The organism is Streptomyces chilikensis (assembly GCF_001642695.1).
Classification (GTDB): domain Bacteria; phylum Actinomycetota; class Actinomycetes; order Streptomycetales; family Streptomycetaceae; genus Streptomyces; species Streptomyces chilikensis.
Genome location: NZ_LWCC02000005.1, coordinates 2,657,806 through 2,674,893, shown reverse-complemented (window position 1 = coordinate 2,674,893; position 17,088 = coordinate 2,657,806). Strand labels below are relative to the sequence as shown.

At 73.1% G+C, this 17,088-nt stretch carries 16 protein-coding genes; 2 read left to right on the top strand and 14 right to left on the bottom strand.

Features of this window, described 5'->3' with window-relative positions:
* Positions 1-256 precede the first annotated feature (256 nt).
* On the bottom strand, positions 257-1,144 hold the full coding sequence (locus A2U95_RS12025) for a hypothetical protein (protein WP_166022122.1): 888 nt from the start codon (positions 1,142-1,144) through the stop codon (positions 257-259).
* Between the two features lie 172 nt (positions 1,145-1,316).
* On the opposite strand from A2U95_RS12025, the gene A2U95_RS12020 reads away from it, so the two are divergent.
* Positions 1,317-2,258, top strand: a complete 942-nt coding sequence (locus tag A2U95_RS12020) for an HhH-GPD family protein (RefSeq protein WP_166022121.1) — start codon at positions 1,317-1,319, stop codon at positions 2,256-2,258.
* Between the two features lie 115 nt (positions 2,259-2,373).
* Here the strand turns inward: A2U95_RS12020 and A2U95_RS12015 are convergent, their stop codons facing one another.
* The 12 genes from A2U95_RS12015 to A2U95_RS11955 form a co-directional block, all read right to left on the bottom strand.
* Positions 2,374-2,682 (bottom strand): hypothetical protein, encoded by a 309-nt coding sequence (locus tag A2U95_RS12015; protein WP_206282867.1) that lies wholly within the window; start codon positions 2,680-2,682, stop codon positions 2,374-2,376.
* A 411-nt stretch (positions 2,683-3,093) separates the two neighbouring features.
* Positions 3,094-5,619, bottom strand: coding sequence for an ATP-dependent Clp protease ATP-binding subunit (locus A2U95_RS12010; protein WP_166022120.1), 2,526 nt, complete (start codon positions 5,617-5,619; stop codon positions 3,094-3,096).
* Positions 5,620-6,262: 643 nt separating this feature from the next.
* On the bottom strand, positions 6,263-6,598 hold the full coding sequence (locus A2U95_RS12000) for a histone-like nucleoid-structuring protein Lsr2 (RefSeq protein ID WP_151773359.1): 336 nt from the start codon (positions 6,596-6,598) through the stop codon (positions 6,263-6,265).
* Between the two features lie 258 nt (positions 6,599-6,856).
* On the bottom strand, positions 6,857-7,390 hold the full coding sequence (locus A2U95_RS11995; RefSeq protein WP_166022118.1) for an amino-acid N-acetyltransferase: 534 nt from the start codon (positions 7,388-7,390) through the stop codon (positions 6,857-6,859).
* Positions 7,391-7,399: 9 nt separating this feature from the next.
* The gene (locus A2U95_RS11990; protein WP_206282866.1) at positions 7,400-7,855 is read right to left on the bottom strand and encodes a BlaI/MecI/CopY family transcriptional regulator; all 456 of its coding nucleotides are present in this window, start codon (positions 7,853-7,855) and stop codon (positions 7,400-7,402) included.
* A gap of 210 nt (positions 7,856-8,065) precedes the next feature.
* Positions 8,066-8,236 carry a hypothetical protein gene (locus A2U95_RS11985; RefSeq protein WP_166022117.1) on the bottom strand — a complete coding sequence of 57 codons (171 nt, stop codon included), beginning with the start codon at positions 8,234-8,236 and terminating at the stop codon, positions 8,066-8,068.
* 26 nt (positions 8,237-8,262) lie between these two features.
* On the bottom strand, positions 8,263-9,042 hold the full coding sequence (locus tag A2U95_RS11980) for a serine/threonine-protein kinase (RefSeq protein ID WP_240957291.1): 780 nt from the start codon (positions 9,040-9,042) through the stop codon (positions 8,263-8,265).
* Between the two features lie 345 nt (positions 9,043-9,387).
* Positions 9,388-10,185, bottom strand: coding sequence for a type III pantothenate kinase (locus tag A2U95_RS11975; RefSeq protein WP_166022116.1), 798 nt, complete (start codon positions 10,183-10,185; stop codon positions 9,388-9,390).
* 11 nt (positions 10,186-10,196) lie between these two features.
* Positions 10,197-11,222 carry a carboxylating nicotinate-nucleotide diphosphorylase gene (gene nadC, locus A2U95_RS11970; RefSeq protein WP_166022115.1) on the bottom strand — a complete coding sequence of 342 codons (1,026 nt, stop codon included), beginning with the start codon at positions 11,220-11,222 and terminating at the stop codon, positions 10,197-10,199.
* Positions 11,219-12,982: an L-aspartate oxidase gene (locus A2U95_RS11965; RefSeq protein ID WP_166025098.1), complete on the bottom strand. Its 1,764-nt coding sequence runs from the start codon at positions 12,980-12,982 to the stop codon at positions 11,219-11,221. Before A2U95_RS11965 ends, nadC begins: the two co-directional genes overlap by 4 nt.
* A gap of 35 nt (positions 12,983-13,017) precedes the next feature.
* Positions 13,018-14,064, bottom strand: coding sequence for a pantoate--beta-alanine ligase (gene panC, locus A2U95_RS11960; RefSeq protein WP_166022114.1), 1,047 nt, complete (start codon positions 14,062-14,064; stop codon positions 13,018-13,020).
* Positions 14,061-15,035, bottom strand: a complete 975-nt coding sequence (locus A2U95_RS11955) for a Rossmann-like and DUF2520 domain-containing protein (RefSeq protein WP_166022113.1) — start codon at positions 15,033-15,035, stop codon at positions 14,061-14,063. Before A2U95_RS11955 ends, panC begins: the two co-directional genes overlap by 4 nt.
* A gap of 192 nt (positions 15,036-15,227) precedes the next feature.
* Between A2U95_RS11955 and A2U95_RS11950 the strand changes: the two genes are divergently transcribed.
* Positions 15,228-16,382, top strand: coding sequence for a threonine aldolase family protein (locus A2U95_RS11950; protein WP_166022112.1), 1,155 nt, complete (start codon positions 15,228-15,230; stop codon positions 16,380-16,382).
* Positions 16,383-16,454: 72 nt separating this feature from the next.
* Here A2U95_RS11950 and A2U95_RS11945 read toward each other — a convergent pair whose 3' ends face one another.
* Entirely contained in the window at positions 16,455-17,087 is a 633-nt protein-coding gene (locus A2U95_RS11945; protein WP_166022111.1) for an AAA family ATPase, read from the bottom strand.
* Between the last annotated feature and the right edge of the window lies 1 nt (position 17,088).

Here is a 17,088-nt window from a genome sequence, read left to right as displayed (position 1 = left end):
GCGCGGCGGCGTGCGCGGGCGGAGCCGGACGGTCAGCGCTGTTCCTCCCCGCCCGCTTCCCGGGGGCCCGGGTTCCGCGGAGCGGGCCGTCACGTGCGTACTGAGAGCTGCGCCCGCCCTCCCCCGGTCTCCGTCCGGGGACGCCCCCGGTCCGCTCCGGCGGCACGAGCGCCCGCGGCGTGCGGGACGTCGCCGGGCTCGGCGCGCCCCCACGGGCGGCCTCCCGGCCGGGAGGGGCTGAGCGGGGGCCCGGCGGTCAGTCGGACTTCAGCGTGAACGTCGCCTGCAGCGGGCCGGACGTCGCCCCGCTCCTGGCCACCACCAGGTACGTCCCCGCCCCCGCGCTCCCCTTCGGCGCCGCCTCGCACTTGTCCGAGTCGCTCGGCCTGCGGTCCCACTCCACGTCGTAGGTGATGGACCCGCCCTTCGGCACCCGGAACAGCAGCGCGCCGTCCTCCGGGCAGTCCGCCGAGGACCAGTACGTCTCGTCGTCCTCCGCGTTGGCCTTGGTGATCTTCAGGACGGTGGCCCGCGGCCCGAGGTCGATCTTGCAGTCGTCGCCCGAGGTGTTGCTGACCGTCAGCCGCAGCACCGGCTTCTCGTCGTCCTCGTAGGTGTTGCGGACACTGCGCAGGCTCAGCCGCACGTCGCCCTTGCCGCAGGAGGCGAGGTCCGTGTTCCCCGGCAGCCGGCTCACCGAGCTGGTCCAGCCGTCCCCGGAGGTGCCGGAGGAACCGCCCGAGCCCGAACCGCCGCCCGTTCCGCCCGTGCCACCCGCGCCGCCCGAGCCGCCGCCGGAACCGTCGCCGCCCTCACCCGACCCGGCGCCTTCCGCCGCGTCACCCGAGCCGCCGCCGGACGACGCGCCCTCGGAGGAGTCGCCGGAGCCACCCTCGCCGGACTCGTCACGCCCGCCGGGGGTGTCGTCGATCGCGGGACCGGAGCCGGAGGGGCCGGGGGTGATCGACGGCGCGGGATTCTTGCCGTCCGGCCCGCCCGCGTTGTCGTCCGAACCGCCTCCGCCGCCGGTCACCAGCCATACGGCCAGCCCGGCCAACGCGAGCAGCACGACGAAGAAGACGACCCTCCGTCGCCAGTAGATGGAGGAGGGAAGCGGCCCGACCGGATTGCGCAGAGATCCCACGGCCCAAACTGTACGAGAGATCGGTCTCACAGCAGGCGGCACCCGCCGTGCGCACCACAACTTTTCCGGATCATCATCCTGGTAGGCCGTTCCCGCACCCTGGAGTACCGCCAACGGGTGACCGATTGGGCACACCGGGTGACACCGTCGTCGTGGCAGGATCGATGACGTCATGACCGCACCCACGAAGAACGGGCCGCCCGCCCCGCGCAGCACCGCGGAACAGGCCGCCCACAGCGCCGATGCCGTCCCCCTGCACACCCCCGTGATCGCCTGGTTCGAGGCGAACGCCCGCGACCTGCCCTGGCGGCACCCCGAAGCGGGGGCGTGGGGCGTGATGATCAGCGAGTTCATGCTCCAGCAGACGCCGGTCAGCCGGGTCCTGCCGGTGTACGAGCAGTGGCTGGCCCGTTGGCCGCGCCCCGCCGACCTGGCCGCCGAGGCGCCGGGCGAGGCGGTGCGGGCCTGGGGCCGGCTCGGTTACCCGCGCCGTGCGCTGCGCCTGCACGGCGCGGCCGTCGCCATCACCGAACGGCACGGCGGTGAGGTCCCCACCGACCACGCCGAGCTGCTGGCGCTGCCCGGCGTCGGCGAGTACACGGCCGCGGCGGTCGCCTCCTTCGCCTTCGGGCAGCGCCACGCCGTGCTGGACACCAACGTCCGGCGTGTGCTGGCCCGCGCCGTGACCGGCGTCCGGTACCCGCCGAACGCCACGACGGCGGCCGAGCGCCGGCTGGCCGCCGCGCTGCTCCCGGAGGAGGAGGGCACGGCCGCCCGGTGGGCGGCGGCCTCCATGGAACTGGGCGCGCTGGTCTGCACCGCGCGCAACGAGAGCTGCCACCGCTGCCCGATCGCGGCCCGCTGCGCCTGGCGGCAGGCCGGGAAGCCGGAGCACGACGGCCCGCCGCGCCGCGGCCAGACCTACGCGGGGACCGACCGCCAGGTGCGCGGCAAGCTGCTCGCGGTGCTGCGCGCCGCCGAGGGACCGGTCGCGCAGGCGGCGCTGGACGCGGTGTGGGACGAGCCCGTGCAGCGGGGCCGCGCGCTGGACGGCCTGGTCGCCGACGGGCTGGTGGAGCCGCTCGAGGACGGCATGTACCGCCTGCCCGGCTGACGGGCCGGGGACCGGGGCCGGCGCCGCGTCCCCGCACCGGCCCCGAACACGGGGAAGGCCCCGGCAGCAGCGCTGCCGGGGCCTTCCCCGTGTTCGTCCGTCGCACCGCCGCGCGTCACCGGTCACCGGTCACCGGTTCAGATCTTGACGCCCTTGGAGGCGAGGAACTGGGCCGGGTCGAGGCGAAGCTCGCGGACAGCTTGTAGTGCTGGACCGGGTCGACCCAGCTCGGCTTCACGGCCTTCTTGGCCTGGGCGGCCGCCTGGGGGGCGACCGCCTCGGGAGCGCCGGCCGTGGGGGCGCCGGCAGCAGTCGCGACTCCGGCACCGAGGACGACCGAGGCGCCGAGGCCGGCGGCGACGACCGCGGCACGGGTGCGGAGGGCGGTCGTACCGGTGGCGCGGAGCGTGACGTGCTGGAACATGGAGAACCCTTTGTTCGGGGACGGGATCGCCGCGGCGCGGAGAACCGGAAGAACCCGGTCCCGCCATCGGCCACACCTTGGTAACCCGATCGGGGCACTCCTGACAATCATGTGATCTACGACGCCGTGTAGTATTCACCCCAGATTTTAGTAAAACGCTCAAAGCGGACTTATACGGCGAAACAGACGGACGCCTGGTCGGCGGGCCCGACCCGTACCGGTGAAGGCCCGGACGGGAGGGCGGCGCCTCCTAAGCGTCTTCGTAAGTGATCCGGATCGCGTGCTCCACCTCACCGGAGGCCTCCGAATCCGCACCCGCGCTCGTGGTCCCGCGCACAGCCTCCGGGAACGCCGAAGGGCCGGTGCGGAAGCTCCGCACCGGCCCTTCGGGTCACTCGTGACGCGTCAGGGTCACGCGTCCTTGCTCAGGTTCGGGCCACCGCCCGCGGCCTGCTCGACCGGCGGCACGTCCGGCAGCGCGGCCTTCTCCTCACCGCGGAAGGTGAAGGTCTGGTCCTCGCCCTCGCCCTCGGTGTCGACGACCACGATGTGACCGGGCCGCAGCTCGCCGAAGAGGATCTTCTCCGAGAGCGTGTCCTCGACCTCGCGCTGGATGGTCCGGCGCAGCGGCCGGGCGCCCAGGACGGGGTCGTAGCCCTTCTTGGAGAGCAGTTCCTTGGCGGACTGGGAGAGCTCCAGGCCCATGTCCCGGTCCTTCAGTCGCTCGTCCACCTTGCTGATCATCAGGTCGACGATCCGCAGGATGTCCTCCTGCGTGAGCTGCGGGAAGACCACCACGTCGTCGACGCGGTTGAGGAACTCGGGACGGAAGTGCTGCTTGAGCTCGTCCGACACCTTGTTCTTCATGCGCTCGTAGTTGGTCTTCGTGTCGCCCTGGGCCGCGAAGCCCAGGTTGAAGCCCTTGGAGATGTCCCGGGTGCCGAGGTTGGTCGTCATGATGATGACCGTGTTCTTGAAGTCCACGACCCGGCCCTGGGAGTCGGTCAGGCGACCGTCCTCCAGGATCTGCAGCAGCGAGTTGAAGATGTCCGGGTGCGCCTTCTCGACCTCGTCGAAGAGGACCACGGAGAACGGCTTGCGGCGGACCTTCTCGGTCAGCTGGCCGCCCTCCTCGTAGCCCACGTATCCGGGCGGGGAACCGAAGAGGCGCGAGACGGTGTGCTTCTCGCTGAACTCGGACATGTCGAGGGAGATCAGCGCGTCCTCGTCGCCGAAGAGGAACTCGGCGAGCGCCTTGGACAGCTCGGTCTTACCGACACCGGACGGGCCGGCGAAGATGAACGAGCCACCCGGACGCTTCGGGTCCTTCAGACCGGCGCGGGTACGGCGGATCGCCTTGGAGAGCGCCTTGACGGCGTCGTTCTGGCCGATGACCCGCTTGTGCAGCTCGTCCTCCATGCGGAGCAGACGGCTGGACTCCTCCTCGGTCAGCTTGAAGACCGGGATGCCGGTGGCGGTGGCGAGGACCTCGGCGATCAGGTCGCCGTCGACCTCGGCCACGACGTCCATGTCGCCGGCCTTCCACTCCTTCTCCCGCTTGGCCTTCGCGGCGAGGAGCTGCTTCTCCTTGTCGCGCAGGGAGGCGGCCTTCTCGAAGTCCTGCGAGTCGATCGCGGACTCCTTGTCGCGGCGGACGCCGGCGATCTTCTCGTCGAACTCGCGGAGGTCCGGCGGCGCGGTCATCCGGCGGATGCGCATCCGGGAACCGGCCTCGTCGATCAGGTCGATCGCCTTGTCCGGCAGGAAGCGGTCCGAGATGTACCGGTCGGCCAGGGTGGCGGCCTGGACCAGCGCCTCGTCGGTGATCGAGACGCGGTGGTGCGCCTCGTACCGGTCGCGCAGGCCCTTGAGGATCTCGATGGTGTGGGGCAGCGACGGCTCCGCGACCTGGATGGGCTGGAAGCGGCGCTCGAGGGCGGCGTCCTTCTCCAGGTGCTTGCGGTACTCGTCGAGCGTGGTGGCGCCGATGGTCTGGAGCTCACCGCGGGCCAGCATGGGCTTGAGGATGCTGGCGGCGTCGATCGCGCCCTCGGCGGCACCCGCACCCACGAGCGTGTGCAGCTCGTCGATGAACAGGATGATGTCGCCGCGGGTGCGGATCTCCTTGAGCACCTTCTTCAGGCGCTCCTCGAAGTCACCGCGGTAGCGGGAGCCGGCGACCAGGGCGCCGAGGTCCAGGGTGTAGAGGTGCTTGTCCTTGAGGGTCTCGGGCACCTCGCCCTTGACGATGGCCTGGGCGAGGCCCTCGACGACGGCGGTCTTGCCGACGCCGGGCTCACCGATCAGCACCGGGTTGTTCTTGGTACGGCGGGACAGCACCTGCATGACCCGCTCGATCTCCTTCTCGCGCCCGATGACCGGGTCGAGCTTGGACTCACGAGCGGCCTGGGTGAGGTTCCGGCCGAACTGGTCGAGGACCAGGGAGGTCGAGGGGGTGCCCTCGGCGGGACCGCCGGCGGTGGCGGCCTCCTTGCTCCCCGAGTAGCCCGACAGCAGCTGGATGACCTGCTGGCGGACACGGTTGAGGTCTGCGCCCAGCTTGACCAGGACCTGGGCGGCGACGCCCTCGCCCTCGCGGATCAGGCCGAGCAGGATGTGTTCCGTGCCGATGTAGTTGTGGCCCAGCTGAAGGGCCTCGCGGAGCGACAGCTCCAGGACCTTCTTGGCACGGGGGGTGAAGGGGATGTGACCGGACGGGGCCTGCTGGCCCTGGCCGATGATCTCCTCCACCTGCTGGCGGACCGCCTCGAGCGAAATCCCGAGGCTCTCCAGGGCCTTAGCGGCGACACCCTCACCCTCGTGGATCAGGCCCAGGAGGATGTGCTCGGTGCCGATGTAGTTGTGGTTGAGCATCCGGGCTTCTTCCTGAGCCAGGACGACAACCCGCCGCGCGCGGTCGGTGAACCTCTCGAACATCGTTAATCGCTCCTCAGAGCGGTCAGGCAGTAAGGGGGCTGTCCCCTTCCTGTCCTTCCGCAGCTTAGTCCCGCAAGCGGGGACCGCTCATTCCAACTGCCGACACCGTCCTTGGCCTCCTGACCCGGAACGCCGACATCTGCTCCAACCCGATGGTGCGAGACGATGTTCCCGCAGGCCAGGCACTTACGTCCTCCACCAGTACGCCGATGGCGAACGGAAGGCCGCCCGTCCTGCGTGTCGACCCCTCCCACTAGGGATGTCTTACCCGCAACGACCGACAGTCCATGCGGCGTGCCCCGGTCTCCTCCGCTACGGGCGAACAACCTTGCGCCGCTCCGCCGACCTGGGCACCCCCGTTCCGGTTACGCAGCGCGTTCGAAACACGGCCGGGGTGAACAATCCGTGAGGAGGGTTCCGGGCGTCCCGGGAACCCGCGAGGGGTCCGGCAGGGACCCGGCCGGCGGCCGGGCGGTGACCGGGTACCCACGAAACCGCCCGGAGCCCGCCCTGCCGGGAGCGGGCCGGTGGCCGGCCGGTGACCGGATACCCACGAAACCGCCGGGAGCCGCCCGGAACGGCAGAGAGCCGCACCATGGCGGCTCTCCGGCAGTGGAGCGGGCCGTCAGCCGTCGGGGGGCCGTCAGCCGTTGGCCTTCTCGTACGCCTCACGGATCTTCGCGGGCACACGGCCGCGGTCGTTGACCTCGAGGCCCTGCTCCTTGGCCCAGGCGCGGATCTGGGCCGTCTCCTGGCTGCTGCCCGCCGCCGCACGCGTCTTGGCGCGGCCGCCGGAGGCACGACCGCCGGTACGGCGTCCGCTCTTCACGTAGGGCTCGAGCAGGCCGCGCAGCTTGTCCGCGTTGGCGGTCGTGAGGTCGATCTCGTACGTCTTGCCGTCCAGCGCGAACGTCACCGTCTCGTCCGCCTCGCCGCCGTCGAGGTCGTCGACAAGAAGGACCTGAACCTTCTGTGCCACCGCTATTCCTTTCATCGATAACCCTGGGGCGGCTCCGGGCGGAGCCGTTTCGCCGTCCCTTGTTATATGCAGTACTGCAGTACGCCGGAAAGCAAACCGCTTTTGCCGGAAAAACACAAACCCCGGGGAGAGGCCCGGCTCGTCGCCGCAGCCGAAAACCTGCCGGTTCCGGACATAGGGAACCCGCGATCGGGGAAGGACCCGGAATACCTCACACGGTGAAGGCGCGGAGAAGGGCTTCACCACGCCCGAAGAAGATCACAGATGCAGAAGCATCCGACTGTTGCCCAAGGTGTTCGGTTTCACTCGTTCGAGTCCGAGGAACTCCGCCACGCCCTCGTCATAGGAGCGCAGGAGCTCCGCGTAGACATCGGTGTCGACGGGAGTCTCGCCGATCTCGACGAAGCCGTGCTTCCCGAAGAACTCGACTTCGAAGGTGAGGCAGAAAACGCGGCGCACGCCGAGCCATCGGGCGGTCTGGAGAAGCTTCTCCAGCAAGTGGTGTCCGACTCCCGCGCCCTTGAGCACCGGGTTCACGGCGAGAGTGCGCACTTCGGCGAGGTCTTCCCACATCACGTGCAGCGCTCCGCAGCCGACCACCTCGGCGTTGTCGTCGCGTTCCGCCACCCAGAACTCCTGGATGTCCTCGTAAAGCGTGACGGTCGCTTTGTCGAGCAGCCTGCCGTCGCGGGTGTACGCGTCGAGGAGTCGACGGAGAGCGGGGACATCACCGGTCCTGGCCCTGCGTACGGTGAAAGCTTCGGTGCTGACTTCGGAACGCTCCACTGACATGTCCGGACGTTATCGCCCGGAACCGCCGTCCGCCGACCCGGGGGCGTTGTCGCCTCCCGGGGCGTTCTCGCCGCCCCGAGGGTTCCCGGCATCCGGGACGATGCCGGGGCCGTGCGCCACGCGGAGTGCGTCACGGACCATGGCGCGCTGGTCCTCGTTCATCATCCCGAAGAAGGCCACCAGAGCGGCGGTGGGATTGTCGCTGCGGGACCACGCGTCGTTCATCAGCGCGGCCACATAGGCGGCCCGGCTGGAGACCGCCTCATATCGATAGGCCCGGCCTTCGGCGTGCCGGCGGACCCAGCCCTTGCGCTGGAGATTGTCGAGAACGGTCATCACCGTGGTGTAGGCGATGGAGCGTTCGTTCTGCAGATCTTCCAGGACTTCCCGAACGGTCACCGGCCGGTTCCACTTCCAGATCCGGCTCATGACGGCGTCTTCGAGTTCTCCCAAGGGTTTCGGCATGGGAGGGACGATAGCCCTGAAAAGCCCCGGTTCCGGGCGGGCGCGGCACGGGCGCGGCAGGTATCGGCGCCCGTGCGGCGACGGGCCGGGGCCGGGGCGGGGCGAAGCCGGAGCCGGAGCCGGAGCCGGAGCCCGACGGAGCCGGGGCTCGACGGAGCCGGGGCTCGGGCCTGCCGGAGCCGGGGCTCGGGTCCGGGAGGGGGGGTCCCGTCAGGCCTGGTCGCGGCGGGGGGTGGCCTGGGCCTGGGCCAGCGCCGCGTCCACCGCGGCGTCCTCCTTGGTCTTGTTGACCCCGCCCTGGGTCTTGATGATCACCCTGATGACCCCGATGAAGAGGGCGGCCATCACGAACGGGGGCAGAAGCGCGGAGACGTAGTCCATGGCACCAGGGTAGCCACCCCCGTCGTTCATCCCGCGGCCAGCCGCCCCCGCGAGGGCTCGTCCGGAGGAGAGGACGGCGAGGAGGGCTGGGCCGACGGCTTGCGGCGCGGGAACACCTCGCCCGGCGTGGGAACCGGCCGCCCGGGCGACGGCTGTGCGGGACGCCGCGGGTCGGTGGGCGGCGACGGATCGGGCCGCTCGGGCTCGTTCTCGCCGCCGTCGGCCCCCAGGCCGCCCCGCAGCGCCAGCAACCGGGTGCGCGCCGCCGGGACCCCCCGTGCGGGGTGCCCGAAGAGCTCGGCCTCCTCGGAGCGCGGCCGTCGGCCCGGGGGGACCGAGGCCGTGGCGGGTACCGGGACCAGCTCCGGACGGGCCGCGGTCGCCGGCTCCGAGCCCTGCGCGGGCAGGACCGGCACGGCCACAGGCGCGGCGGTCCGCTCGGCGGGCACGTCGCACCGCCGCAGCAGGGCGGCCGCGGCGGGGTTGCCGCGCAGGGCGCGGAGCGCGGCCAGGTCCTCCGGCTCCGGGCGGTGACCGGCGTCCAGTGCCTCACGCAGGAGGTGGAGGTAGCCGGTGACGGTGCCCGGGAGGGCAGCGCGGTAGCGGACCAGGTCGGCCAGGAGGAAGGCGCGCTGCCGGGCCGCCTCCCGCGTCACCTCGTCGACCGCGTCGGCGAGCCGCAGGCAGTCCTGGACCTCCTGGGGGGAGGCGGGGCGGGGGTGGAGGGCGAGGGCGAGGGCACGGCGGAGCACGCGCAGCTCTTGCGGGCCGAACGCCATGCCGCGGGATCCGTAGGGCGTGGGCATGGCGCGACCATACGCGCCAATCAGACAATCATGGACATATTTCCATCGGCGTGCCGTTCCGGCCCCGCCAACCGGGTCATTCCCCGGCCGAGGCCCGTCCGTGGTCTCGGCCACCGTCCCGCGGACGACCGCGCCGCCCCGGTGCGCCGGCCCTCACCCCGCAGACGGCCGCATGGTCTCGCCCCCGGTCCGCCGTTCCGCGGGCGGCGGGCCGGGCCGCCCGGGGGCGGCATGACCGCCACGGACGACCGGGCCCGCCCGCCCGCTCCCCCGTGCCGTGGAGCCGGGAACCGGGGCGCTGGGCGCGGGCGGGCCGTGGAACCGGGACGCGGGCGGGCCGTCGGGTCAGGGGCGGCCGACGTTGCGTTCGTAGACGAGACGGAGCCCGATCAGCGTGAGCCACGGCTCGTGCTCGTCGATGACCGTGGACTCCCCGAGCACCATCGGCGCCAGCCCGCCCGTGGCGATGACCGTGACGTCGTCCGGGTCGTCGGCCAGCTCGCGGGCCATCCGCTCGACCACCCCGTCGACCTGCCCGGCGAAGCCGTAGACGATGCCCGCCTGCATCGCCTCGACCGTGTTCCGGCCGATCACGCTGCGCGGGCGCGCCACCTCGATCTTGCGGAGCTGCGCGCCCTTGACGCCCAGTGCCTCCACGGAGATCTCGATGCCGGGCGCGATGACTCCCCCGATGTATTCGCCGCGGGCGCTGACCGCGTCGAAGGTGGTGGCGGTGCCGAAGTCGACCACGATGGCCGGCCCGCCGAAGAGCTCGGCCGCGGCGACCGCGTTGATGATGCGGTCCGCGCCGACCTCCTTGGGGTTGTCGGTGAGGATCGGCACGCCGGTCTTGACGCCGGGCTCGACGATCACCGCGGGCACGTCGCCGTAGTACCGGCGGGTCACCTCGCGCAGTTCGTGCAGCACGGACGGGACGGTGGCGCAGATGGCGATGCCGTCGATGCCCTCGCCGAGTTCGCCGCCGAGCAGCGGGTGCGCGCCCATCAGGCCCTGCATCAGTACGGCCAGCTCGTCAGCCGTGCGGCGCGGGTCGGTGGAGATGCGCCAGTGCTCGATGATCTCGGAGCCGTCGAACAACCCCAGCACGGTGTGCGTGTTGCCCACGTCGATCGTCAGCAGCATGGCTCCCGCCCCTACTCCGAGTCGTTCTGCGCGGCGCCCTGGGCCTCACGGAGGTCCAGGCCGATGTCCAGGACGGGCGCGGAGTGCGTGAGCGCGCCCACCGCCAGGTGGTCGACGCCGGTGTCGGCGTACGCCTTGGCGTTCTCCAGGGTGAGCCGTCCGGACGCCTCCAGCTTGGCCCGGCCGGCGGTGATCGCGACCGCCTCCGCGCACTGGGCGGGCGTGAAGTTGTCCAGCAGGATCAGGTCGGCGCCGGCGTCCAGCGCCTCGCGGAGCTGGTGCAGGGTGTCGACCTCGACCTCGATCGGCAGCTCCGGGAAGCGCTCGCGGACCGCCCGGAACGCCTCGGCCACACCACCGGCGGCGACCACGTGGTTGTCCTTGACCAGGGCGGCGTCGGAGAGCGACATCCGGTGGTTCTCGCCGCCGCCGCAGCGCACCGCGTACTTCTCCAGGGAGCGCAGGCCCGGCGTGGTCTTGCGGGTGTCGCGGACGGTCGCGGCGGTGCCTTCGAGTACGTCGGCCCAGGCGCGGGTGGCGGTGGCGATGCCGGAGAGGCGGCACATGATGTTGAGCGCGCTGCGCTCCGCGGTGAGGAGGTCACGCGTACGGGTGGTGACCGAGAGCAGCTTCTGCCCGGCTTCCACACGGTCGCCGTCCTCGGCGTGCCGCTCGACCTCGAACTCGTCGGAGGCGACCACCGAGATCACCGCCTCCGCGATCCGCAGTCCCGCGACCACGCCCGCCTCGCGGGCGGTGAAGTCGGCGGTGGCGACGGCCTCCTCGGAGATGGTGGCCCAGGTGGTGACGTCCACACCGCCGTCGAGGTCCTCGGCCACCGCCATGGTCGCGATGTCCTCGACCTCGGCCGGGTCGAGACCGGCCTCGGTCAGCAGCGCGGCGAGGGCGGGGTCGAGGCCGCACTCGTAGGCGTCGAACTCGTGGTCGTCACCGGCGCCGCAGGCGCAGCCGTCACCACAGCCTCCTCCGTCGGCGAGGGGGAGGTCGGCGGGGCCGGAGGGGTCGGAGGGGCTCACTTCTTCACTGCTCCTGTGGGAGGGGTGACCGGTGCGAAGCCCGGTCCGTCGGTGGTGTGCACGGCGAGCGTACGGCCCTCGCCGAGGCGGACGACGATGTGGCGGCGCCACTGCTGGTCGTCCCGGTCGGGGCGGTCCTCGCGCCAGTGGCAGCCGCGGGTCTCCTCGCGGCGGCGGGCCGCCTCGACGAGGACCCGGGCGACCAGCAGGAGGTTGGCCGTCTCCCAGGTCTCGGTGCCCGGAACCGGCCGCTTCCCGCGGCCCTCGGCGGCCGCGGCCTGCAGCTCGGCCAGTTCCTCCGCGGCCCGCCGCAGGGAGCCGGCGGAACGCAGCACGCCGGCGCCCTCGGTCATGATCCGCTGGACGGCGGACCGGTCCTCGGGGGCGGGCAGCGGCTGGAGCTGGGGTGTCTCCGGCAGGACCGGGGCCGCGGTGCGGACCGGGCCGCCGCCCTCCCCCCGGACCGGGGCGTCCGCGGCGCCGGTGCCTGCATGCGCGGTACCGGCGGTACCGGTACCGGCGGTGCCTCCGGCCGCGATGTCGGCGGCGATCCGTTCGGCGTAGACCAGGCCCTCCAACAGCGAGTTGGAGGCGAGCCGGTTGGCGCCGTGGACGCCGGTGCAGGCGACCTCGCCGCAGGCGTAGAGGCCGGGCACGGTGGTGCGGCCGGCCGAGTCGGTCCGGACGCCGCCGGAGGCGTAGTGGGCGGCCGGCGCCACCGGGATCGGCTCGGTGACCGGGTCGATGCCGTGGGCCCGGCAGGCGGCGAGGATGGTCGGGAAGCGGTGCTCCCACATCTCGGCGCCGAAGTGGCGGGCGTCCAGGTACATGTGCGCGGCGCCCTTCTCCCGCATCCGGCGCATGATGCCCTTGGCCACGATGTCGCGCGGGGCCAGCTCGGCCAGCTCGTGCTGCCCGACCATGAACCGGACGCCGTCCGCGTCGACCAGGTGGGCGCCCTCGCCGCGGACCGCCTCGGAGACCAGCGGCTGCTGGCCCTCGGCGTCGGGGCCGAGGAAGAGGACGGTCGGGTGGAACTGGACGAACTCCAGGTCGCTGACCTCGGCGCCGGCCCGGAGCGCGAGCGCCACGCCGTCCCCGGTGGAGACCGGCGGGTTGGTGGTGGCGGAGAACACCTGGCCCATGCCACCGGTGGCGAGGACCACGGCGGGGGCGTGGACGGCGCCGACGCCGTCGTGCGCGCCCTCACCCATGACGTGCAGGGTGACGCCGGCGGTGCGCCCCTCGGCGTCGGTGAGCAGGTCGAGGACCAGGGCGTGCTCGACGGTGCGCAGGCCGCGGGCCTGGACCGCCTCGACCAGGGCGCGGGATATCTCGGCGCCGGTGGCGTCGCCGCCCGCGTGCGCGATGCGGCGGCGGTGGTGGCCGCCCTCACGGGTCAGCGCGATCCCGCCGTCCGTGTCGGTGTCGAAGCGGGCGCCGGTGGAGATCAGGCGGCGCACCGCGTCGGGGCCCTCGGTGACCAGCAGGCGCACGGCCTCCTCGTCGCAGAGTCCGGCGCCCGCGACCAGGGTGTCGTCGAGGTGCTGCTCGGGGGTGTCGCCCTCGCCGAGGGCGGCGGCTATGCCGCCCTGCGCCCAGCGGGTGGATCCGGCGTCGAGGCGGGCCTTGGTGACCACGACGGTGCGCAGGCCGGCCGCCTCGCAGCGCAGCGCGGCGGTCAGTCCGGCCACGCCGGATCCGACGACGACCACGTCGGCGTCGATGGACCAGCCCGGTGCGGGCGCGGGCAGGCGCATGCCGGCGGGGGCGGGGGTCACGGGGCCGGTGGGGGTCACGGGGCGTCTCCGTCTTCCGGGCCGGGCTCGCGACCGCCGTCCGGGGCGAAGGTGAGCGGCAGGTTGTCGATCAGCCGGGTCCGGCCGACCTTGGCGGCGACGGCCAGCACGGCCTCGCCGGTGTGACCGTCGGCGACCTCGGTGAAGTCCGCGGGATCGACCAGCGCCAGGTAGTCCAGGACCAGCGGCGGCTCCGACTTGGCGGCCTCGTCGAGCACCAGGCGGGCGGCGTCGCGGACGGCGGCCGGGCCGGAGGTCCTGCCTCCGGCGGCGGCCAGCGCGTGCGCGTCGGCCGCCTCACGGCTTTCGCCGAGCCGTTCCAGCGCGGCGGCGCGGGCCTCGGTGGAGGGCGCCTCCTGGGCGCGGGCGCGCAGCGCCTCCAGGGCGGCGAGCCGGTCACGGCCCGCGAACAGCGCGCGGGACAGGGCGAGGGCGGTGCGCCGCTCGTCCGCGGAGAGGTAGCGGTTGCGGCTGGAGAGGGCCAGGCCGTCCTCCTCCCGGACGGTGGGCACGCCGACGATCTCGACGCCGAAGTTCAGGTCGCGGACCATGCGGCGGATCAGGGCCAGCTGCTGGGCGTCCTTCTGCCCGTAGAGGGCGATGTCCGGGCGGGTGAGGTGGAGCAGCTTGGCGACGACGGTGAGCACGCCGTCGAAGTGGCCCGGGCGGGAGGCGCCTTCGAGCCGCGTGCCCATCGGCCCCGCGGTGATCCTGACCTCGGGCTCGCCACCGGGGTAGACCTCGTCGACCGAGGGGGCGAACACCACGTCGGCGCCGCACGAGGCGGCGAGTTCCACATCGGCGTCCAGGGTGCGCGGGTAGCGGTCGAGATCCTCGCCGGCGCCGAACTGCAGCGGGTTGACGAAGACGGTGACCACCACCTCCCCCCGCGGGCCGGCCGTCTCGCGGGCGGCCCGGATGAGGGTGCCGTGGCCCTCGTGCAGGGCGCCCATGGTCATCACGACGGCACGGCGTCCGGCGCGGGGGCGGGCCGCCAGGTCGGCGGCGGTGTGCAGCAGCTCGGGCTTGCCGGCCTGGGTCATCGGGTGTCCTCCCCGTCGTCGCCTGTGGTCCCGTCCGTTCCGGAGCCGCCGGTGCGGTCCGTCGTGCCGTCCTGGCCGAGTACCCCGAGAAGGTCCTCGGCGAGTTCCGGCTTGAGCAGACCCTTGGCGAGGGCGCGGTCGGCGGTGGCCCGGGCCATCGCCAGGTAGCCGGGCAGGATCTGCGGGGCGTGCCTGCGGAGCTGCTCGACGTGGGCGGCGACCGTGCCCGCGTCGCCGCGGGAGACGGGACCGGTGAGGGCGGCGTCACCGGAGCGCAGCGCGTTGTCCAGGGCGGCGCCGAGCAGCGGGCCGAGCATCCGGTCCGGGGCGCCCACTCCGGCGGCGCCGAGCAGCTCCATGGACTGGGCGACCAGGGTGATCAGGTGGTTGGAGCCGAGGGCCAGCGCCGCGTGGTAGAGCGGGCGGTCGCGCTCCTCGATCCACTCGGGCTCGCCGCCCATCTCCACCACCAGCGCCTCGGCGGCCAGCCGGAGCTGCTCCGGCGCGGTGACGCCGAAGGAGCACCCCGCCAGGCGCTGCACGTCGACCGCGGTGCCGGTGAAGGTCATGGCCGGGTGCAGGGCGAGCGGCAGGGCGCCGACGCGCAGGGCGGGCCCCAGGACGCCGACGCCGTACCGGCCGGAGGTGTGCACGACCAGCTGGCCGGGCCGGACGGCGCCGGTCTCCGCCAGGCCCTGCACGAGTCCGGGTAGGACGTCGTCCGGGACGGTGAGCAGGACCAGCTCGGATCGGGCCAGCACCTCGGCGGGCGTGACCAGGGGGACGTCCGGCAGCAGCTCGGCGGCCCGGCGCCGGGAGGCGTCGGAGACGCCGGACACCGCGACCGGGCGGTGTCCGGCCAGGCGCAGCGAGGCCGCGAGCGCCGGGCCGACGCGGCCGGCGCCCACGACGCCGACGGCGAGCCGCGCGGGACGGTCACCGGGGTCGGGGGGATGGGGTTGTGTGGTCACGCGACGAGGGCCTTCCCGTTCCAGTCCGCTCCGGGTACCGGACGATTTCTCGTCATGTTAACGCGATCCCTTCCGCGAGGATCGGTTGTCCACAGGCTGCGTCCGTCCCTCCCGGGTCTTCCCCGGCCGTTGTCCACAGGGGGTTTTCCACAGGCTCGGCGCGGGGCGGTGATCGGAGGCATGATCCTTGCCATGAACGACAGTGCGAACGACCAGGCGGCACGGCGTGCCCGGCGGCTGGAGCTGCTCCGGTCCTCCGTCCGGACGCTGACCCGGCCGGGGTTCAGGTCGACGCTGCGCGAGCGGCTGGAAGACCTGGTGGAGGCGGCGGGCTCGGTCCACGATCTGGACGAGCCCTCGGACATCTACGGCGACGGCGTGGTGGGGGCCCTGGAGCGCCGGGTGGCCGCCCTGCTGGGCATGGAGGACGCGGCCTTCTTCCCGTCGGGCACCATGGCGCAGCAGGTCGCGTTGCGCTGCTGGGCCGGGCGGACGGGCAACCGGGCGGTGGCCCTGCATCCGCTGGGCCACCCGGAGGTGCACGAGCGGAACGCGCTCGTGGAGGTCGGCGGTCTGCGGACGCTGCGGCTGACGGACGAGCCCCGGCTGCCCACGCCGCAGGAGATACGCGACGTGGGTGAGCCGTTCGGCGCGCTGATGGTGGAGCTGCCGCTGCGGGACGCCGGGTTCGTGCTGCCCACCTGGGAGGAGCTGACGGCCACGGTGGAGGCGGCCCGGGAGCTGGACGCGGTCGTCCACTTCGACGGCGCCCGGCTGTGGGAGTCGACGGTCCACTTCGGGCGGCCGCTGGAGGAGATCGCCGGCCTGGCGGACTCGGTGTACGTCTCGTTCTACAAGTCGCTGGACGGTTTCTCGGGGGCGGTGCTGGCCGGTCCGGCCCCGCTGGTCGACGAGGCCAGGGTGTGGCGGCACCGGTACGGCGGGCAGGTGTTCCAGCAGTTCCCGGCCGCACTGTCGGCGCTGCTCGGGCTGGAGCGGGAGCTGCCCCGGCTGCCGGAGTACGTGGCGCACGCCAAGGTCGTGGCGGGCGCACTCGCGGAGGGGCTGGCCGCCGGAGGGCTGCCGTGGGCGCGGGTCCATCCGGAGCCGCCCCACACCCACCAGTTCCAGGTCTGGCTGCCGTACGCTCCCGAACTCCTGGAGGAGACGGCGATACGTCAGGCGGAGGGGACCGGGCGGCTGCTCTTCGTGGCCGACTGGCACGCCCGGGGGCCCGGGATCTCCTGTCACGAGACCACGGTGAGCGCGCCAGGCCTGGAGTGGACGGCCGAGGAGGTGCGCGAGGCGGCCCGGGACTTCGCGGAGCGGCTGCTCGCGCGCGGCTGACGGGCCGGGCCGGCCGGGCTCCGGGGCCGGCCGGCTCCCGGTCCTCCCAGGCTTCCGGTCCGGCCGGGCCGTTCAGTCGAACCGGATGTGCCGCAGCCCGGTCCTGGTCCGGCGGTAGCGGTCGGCCACCGCTCCGCCCCGGTTGGGGCGGAGCGTGAGCCCGGCCAGGACGGCGATCCGGTCGGCGGTCCTGGGCACGGTGAAGTCGTCCGTCCACAGGTGTTCGGCGAACCCGGGCTCCTTGAGGCGTTCCAGCGCCCCGTCGAGCCGCTCGACGGCCCAGCTCTCGGACCGTCGCGCCTTCCATCCGCCCGCCAGGCGGCCCGGCAGCCGTCCGAGGCCGCGTTCGCGCAGTCGCCGCAGCACGGTCTCCCGTTGCGCGAGGAGGGTGAAGTGCCGTACGTCGTGCCCGAGTTCGCCGAGCCGCCCGACGGTCTGCGCGAAGTACCCGGGATCGGTCACCGTCATCGGGACGATCACCACGCCCTCGTGGTGGGTGAGCGCGAGGTCGAGGACCTCCACCACGCCCTGCCGCCAGGAGGCCAGGTCCTGGAAGTCGCCGCGCAGTGGGGGCGGCATCATCCGGCGCAGGCCGAAACCGAGGTGCTCCGGGTCGCAGATCACGCTGCCGGGCAGCCGTCGGTGCATCTCGTACGCGGTCTGTGTCTTGCCGCCCCCGAAGGGGCCGTTGATCCACAGGAGCATG